Annotated in this window: 6 protein-coding genes; 3 read left to right on the top strand and 3 right to left on the bottom strand. The window is 71.8% G+C overall.

From position 1 onward, the window contains the following. The 3 genes from JYK17_RS39895 to JYK17_RS39885 all read left to right on the top strand — a co-directional run. The coding region (locus JYK17_RS39895; protein WP_222812297.1) for an RNA polymerase sigma factor at positions 1 to 242 on the top strand (242 nt) is incomplete at its 5' end. Continuing rightward, positions 239 to 445 carry a hypothetical protein gene (locus tag JYK17_RS39890; protein WP_108015941.1) on the top strand — a complete coding sequence of 69 codons (207 nt, stop codon included), beginning with the start codon at positions 239 to 241 and terminating at the stop codon, positions 443 to 445. The genes JYK17_RS39895 and JYK17_RS39890, both read left to right, overlap by 4 nt. Positions 446 to 779: 334 nt before the next feature. Beyond that, a complete protein-coding gene (locus tag JYK17_RS39885; RefSeq protein ID WP_128804319.1) occupies positions 780 to 1121 on the top strand; it encodes a hypothetical protein in 342 nt (113 codons plus the stop codon). A gap of 106 nt (positions 1122 to 1227) precedes the next feature. Here the strand turns inward: JYK17_RS39885 and JYK17_RS39880 are convergent, their stop codons facing one another. The 3 genes from JYK17_RS39880 to JYK17_RS39870 form a co-directional block, all read right to left on the bottom strand. Further along, complete coding sequence (locus JYK17_RS39880) at positions 1228 to 1995, bottom strand: AAA family ATPase (protein WP_108015942.1); 768 nt, start codon at positions 1993 to 1995, stop codon at positions 1228 to 1230. Further along, the gene (locus JYK17_RS39875) at positions 1992 to 3671 is read right to left on the bottom strand and encodes a TnsB C-terminal domain-containing protein (RefSeq protein WP_108015968.1); all 1680 of its coding nucleotides are present in this window, start codon (positions 3669 to 3671) and stop codon (positions 1992 to 1994) included. Before JYK17_RS39875 ends, JYK17_RS39880 begins: the two co-directional genes overlap by 4 nt. A 196-nt stretch (positions 3672 to 3867) precedes the next feature. After that, on the bottom strand, positions 3868 to 5142 hold the full coding sequence (locus tag JYK17_RS39870) for an ATP-binding protein (RefSeq protein ID WP_128804318.1): 1275 nt from the start codon (positions 5140 to 5142) through the stop codon (positions 3868 to 3870). Between the last annotated feature and the right edge of the window lie 243 nt (positions 5143 to 5385).

Raw genomic sequence — 5385 nt, 5'->3', positions numbered from 1 at the left:
GGCCGTTCATGGAGCTGCTCGACACGCAGCCGGCCGAGACGCAGGCCGTGGTGCGCCTGACGTTCGAGGGCTACGCGGACAGCGAGATCGCCGAGAAGCTCAGGTCGACGGTCGGCGCCGTGCGCAACCGCCGGTCACGCTTCCGCACATTCCTCTATGAAGCGGCCCGTGAGCGACGAATCTGGATCCCGGCACCGCTGCACGTCGACCGCGACCGCACGAACCAGCGGAGTGCCGCGTGACCACGCATGACGCGATGTTCCTGATGCTTACCGTGCTGGTCCTGGTACTGGCCTCGGTTCTCGTGGGCATCATCGGCTTCGGCCTGGCCCGGTGGACCGGCGCTGCGGTACCCGACGCCGTCAGCCGTGCCGCGCTCGCCTTCGCGGGCGCGCTGACGATCGGCGTGGCCCTCCTCGGCGTGCTGATCACTGCGATCAAGTAGCGCAACAAGCTCCACAGCCGAGCGTCACAGACGCCCGGCATTACGACATAACCCATACGTCAGCGGAGGCCCGGGCTGTAGCCCGGGCCTCCGCGGGATGCGCGGCTTGGGCGGTGGCGGTGTAACACACGGCCCATCTGCTGTTGCCGGGCATTCGACTCGCTCGACTCAGGGTGCGACGGCGGTCCGCTCCCCGCTTACAGCGGGCTTGCGCCACTAGCGACCGCGCTCGGCACAGTCCCGTCAATCATGCCGCGCTGCCCGCACCGCCACGCCTCCTGCTGCCCGCTCCCTGCTTGCCCACGCTCACCGCCTCGCCTCCTGGAGCCAGCCCATGACGACACCCCGCGTCCACGACGTTCTCACCATCGCCGCTGCCAGCCTGACAGCGCTGAGCAAGGCCCCGCTCTGGCTCGCGCTCACCATCGCACTCCCCCCGGTGCTGATCGCCCTGGCACGGATCTTCAACGAGGTACTTGCCGGGATCTCCCGCTACCGCACGGCCTCGATGAGATGCAGGCAGGAAGACAGACTCCTGAGCGGGGCCACCGACATCGGCACCGCGCTTGCCTACCTCGAGCGAGTACAGGCTTCGTCCCTTGCCCCATCTGCAGTGGGCGAACCGACATCGACGCCCACGAACGTGGCCGACCCCCCACCCGCTACACCGCCATGACCCCCACAGCCGAATCCGGGCGCGAGTGAGAGTGCTGCAGACCGACGACCATCGTCCTCGACGACCATCCCCCGGCCGCCGACTGACTGTCTCTCGTCCGCGCGCCTCACTGGCGGTCGTTCCTTATGCTGAGGCGCCCAGGCCGGCTGAAGGCCCAGCGCAGCACGTCTTGGTCGACGCGGGGGCGGCCGGTGCGGGCAAGTGCGGTGCGGGTGTGGGCGGTCAATCTCGCCCAGGCGCGGAAGTTGCCGTGTGCGGCGCGGCTGTCGGCGAAGGTGATGTCGGCGGGGTCGGCGTCGGCCCAGACCGGGTGGAACAGCGGGATCGTCTCGAGGACTTCGCTGGGGGTGAGGCGGGTGACGTGCTGCCAGATGAAGATGCGGGAGGAGAGCATCGCCTCGCGGCGCAGCACGGTGTGGCAGCCCTCGGCGCCGACGAAGATGATGGCGAGCTGGGTGGAGGGTTCGTCCCAGAGGTAGCGGAAGTACTCGAACGCCTCCCCGTTGAGCCATTGGGCCTCGTCCACGAGGAAGGTGCGGGGGTGTTCGGCCAGGGCGGTTTTCAGCAGGCGGTCGAACTCGCTGGGGTGACGCGGGGGCTGGCCGGGCAGGTCGAGTGCGGTGAACAGCTCGTAGCGCACCGCGCGGGCGGTGGGACGGGCCCGGAAGGTGATCCGGCGGACGTCCTCGTGCTCGAGGTCGCGCAGGCAGACATTGACCGCGAGGGTCTTGCCGAAGCCGGCGCCGCCGTGAATGCACATCATGGCCCGCGCGGCGACCGTGTCGATGATGTTCTCCCGGGCGGTGAGCAGGGCGCGGGTGGTGACCACGGACGCATCGGGCAGGTCGACGTACTGGTAGGCGGGCGCGGTCACAAGGCGTCTCCGTCTTCGAGGGCGTCAGGAGCCGCCACCCCAGTGGGCGGTCCGTCGGGGTCGGGTTCACGCGGGGGCGGAGCCGGCCGGCCGGGTGTGGCCCGGGCGGCGAGGGAGGGCGGGGTGCGCCAGTCGGCCGGGGGTGCGGCGTGCGGGATGAGGTCGGGCAGGGCCAGCTTCGAGGGGTCGGTGTGTTCGGCGGCGGCCAGTTCGTGCTCGGCCTGGGCGGAGGTGAGGGCTCCCAGCCTTCGGGCCGGTTCGGCCGTGGTGGCCGGGGCGAAGCGCTGCCGGCGCAGCGTCTCGGCGGCCTTCACCTCCGCGCGCAGGCGTCGGGCCCGCTGCGCGCGGGCCGTGCGCACGGCCGCCAGCTGTTCGGGGGTGGCCGCGTCTGCAAGGTGCGCGGGCCCCAGATACGCGCCGTGGGCGTCGCAGACGTCGATCTCGTGATCGTGGTGCGGCATGTAGCGCACGGTGACGGTACGGCCGGCCTGGCCGGTCATCCAGGGCGCAATGTAGGTACGTCCACGCCATCGCACACCGTGGCTGGACAGCTTCCGCGGGCGGCCGTCGTCCTCGAGGGTGAACGTCCACAGGTCAGCGGCGGGGACGTCGGTGACGGGGGTCGGATCGGCCTGCCACGCCTCGAGCGGCGTGCGGCCGGACAGCACCTGGGGCCGGTGCTCGGTGTTCCACCAGTGGGTCCAGGCCAGCACTTCCGCGGTGAAGTCTTGAAACGACAAGGCCCCGGACCTCTCCAGCTTGCGGCCCGCGCCTTTGCGTCGCCGGCCGGAGCAGTGTGTGACGGGGGCGAGGGTGTAGCCGGGCAGGGCCGCGAACAGCATCCGGTCAACGGCCCGGTTGAGGTTTTCCACCGTGCCCTTGAGATGAGGGCTGTAGGCGGGAAGGTCCTTCACCGTCACGCCCATCGTGCCGAACGCCGCGGTGACGGTGGTCGACAGGAAGTCCTTGCCCCGGTCCACCCGCACCTGCTCCGGTGTCCCTCCCGCGGGACCGTAGGGCTCTTCCCGCAGCACAGCGGCGCGCAGCGCGGCCAGCACCGAGGCGCGGGAAGGAGTACCGGGAGTGACGGCGGTGCCGGTGATGACTTTGGTGGCGGTGTCGATGAACCAGGTCACCCACGGGCGCACCAGGTCGCCGTCGGCATCGACCAGCAGCGGCGCCTGGACGTGATCGGCCTCCCACACGTCATTGCGCCAGGAGAGCGCCCGTTTACCGAAGACGTCGTGCGCGCGTGCCGCGTCCGCTCCCGCGGCAAGACCGGCCCGCTCCCCCGCGGTCAGATCACGGCGCACCGCGCGCAGGAACGTCGACAGCGACGGCACCGGCGCCGGCGGCGCGCCCGCGGGAGGAGCCACGGATTCAGGCGCCGTCGCCGGCTGACCCTCACGGCTGCCGGTCTCCGCCCGGGCCGCCAACTGGCGGTGCACGGCGGAGGCGTTGCCGTGCCAGTACGCCAGCAGCACCCGGATCTCCCCCGTGATCTCGAACCGGCCACCGCTGCGCTCACCGGGGCGCAGCGCGGCCCGGGGCGAGCGGGAGGCCTCAGCCAGCCACCGCCACACCGTCCGCTCCGACACCCCCAGGCACTCCCCGGCCAGGCGCACATGCTCCCGCGACAGCCGCCGCTGGCCGCGCAAGGCCAGTAGCCGACGCACCGCCGGCGCCCGTAGCGCCCTCAACGACTCCTCCCCCAGCACACCGGCCGGATCCTCCGGCGGCGCCAGCGGCTGTCCGTCCACCCCATCCCCCCTTCGTCCTTGCCCGCTTGCGTGGAGCGCCTCTTCGCCCACCCCGTTACCTCGTCACCAACAGGCGAAGACCCCCGTACACCAGCCCTCCGCGCAGCCGGCGTCACGGGTAGGGGCCCAGACGCGCGCAGGCCTGCTCGATCAGCTCCCCATCCACCCGCCGTACGGGATCGCGCTCATGGGCCGCATAGACATGCGCCGTGATCTTCGCCCAGGTACGGAAATTGCCGTGCGCCATCTGCTCGTCCACCCGGGCAAGGTCATCCGGGTCCGCCTGCGCCCACACCGGATGGAACAGGCCCAGCGTCTGCGGCAGTTGAGACGGCTCGAGCCGGCCGACCTGGTGCCAGGTCAGCACCCGCGAGCGCAACGCCGACGCCCGCGCCACCGCGCGTTCGCTTCCCGCCCCGCACAAGACCAGCGCCGCCGCACAGCCCGGCGCGTCCCACAACTGCCGCAGATAGTCCAGCAAGGGCGGCGTCAGACGCTGGGCATCATCGACCACCAGCACCCCCGGCTCAGCCAGGGCTCGCACCAGCGCCTGCCCGGCCGGCCCGGCCCGGTGGCTCAGTGCCTCCGACGGCAGGCCGAGCGCCTCACACAGCGCAGCCCGCAGCTGCGGCAGGCCGGGTGCCACCCCGGCCACCGCCCGCCACACCGGCACCCGTCCGGGAAGAAGACGCACCGCCTGCTCCACCGCGACCGACTTGCCCATGCCCGGATCCCCGAACACACAGCACATCCCGCGGGCGGCGACCGTATGCCCCACCGCCTCCACCACCCCGGCCACCTGCCGCGTCGACACCAACCGCGCCCCCGGCACGTACAACCGCACCCCACCCGCCCGCACCGCTGCCTCCACGGCGCCCGGCCCGCCCTGCGCCGCATCCGCAGCGCCGGCCGGCTCATCGACCACGGCCAATCCGGCCGCCCCGTCCACGAACCCCAACTCCGCCAGCGCCCGGTCATAGGGACTCGGCTCCACCCCAGCGCGCGCCCCTGCCGGGCGGGCCACCTCCAGCACCCGCCCCGCCCCCAGATCCCGCTTGATCACCCGATGCAACGTCGCCAGCGACGGCACACACCGCGCACCCCACCCCTCCAACAGCCCTTCTTCTTCGGCTTGGAGCATCCTGCGCCGCAACTCCGCAACATTCCCGCCCCCCTGAGCCAGGACCTCCCACAAGACGTCACTCAGCGAAAACCCGTCCCGCCGCGGCCGCGCCTCGACAAGCCCCCGGCGCCCCTCCGCCAGCCACCGCCACACCGTCCGCTCCGACACCCCCGCCAACTCCGCCGCGATCCGCACATGCAGCCGCGACAACGCCCCTTGCCCATCCACCTCAAGAAGCCGCCGCACCACCACAACCCGCGCCAACGGCACACCACCGGCCCGCACGCCAGCAGCCGGACCCGCCCCGGCCCCACCCGCCGAACCCCCCTGAACCGTCATACGGCTGCGAAACCCATGACAGCCACAACCCGACCTGCTAACCGCCCCACAACAGCCACTTGGTCACCCCACGACAGCGACTAACACCCTGTCCAGGACCTGCTACCAGGCCACCCATCCCACGATCCCGCTGACGACCACCCACTGCCACCCCACCACCCACTCACA

Origin of the sequence: Streptomyces plumbidurans, from assembly GCF_019857225.1 — a bacterium.
Taxonomy (GTDB): Bacteria; Actinomycetota; Actinomycetes; order Streptomycetales; family Streptomycetaceae; genus Streptomyces; species Streptomyces plumbidurans.
Note: the sequence above shows the minus strand (reverse complement) of the source record. Positions and strands in the feature narration are given on the sequence as shown.

Coding starts and splice junctions, on each gene's coding strand:
- JYK17_RS39885 (WP_128804319.1), top strand. CDS start 780: ATGACGACACCCCGCGTCCACGACGTTCTCACCATCGCCGCTGCCAGC.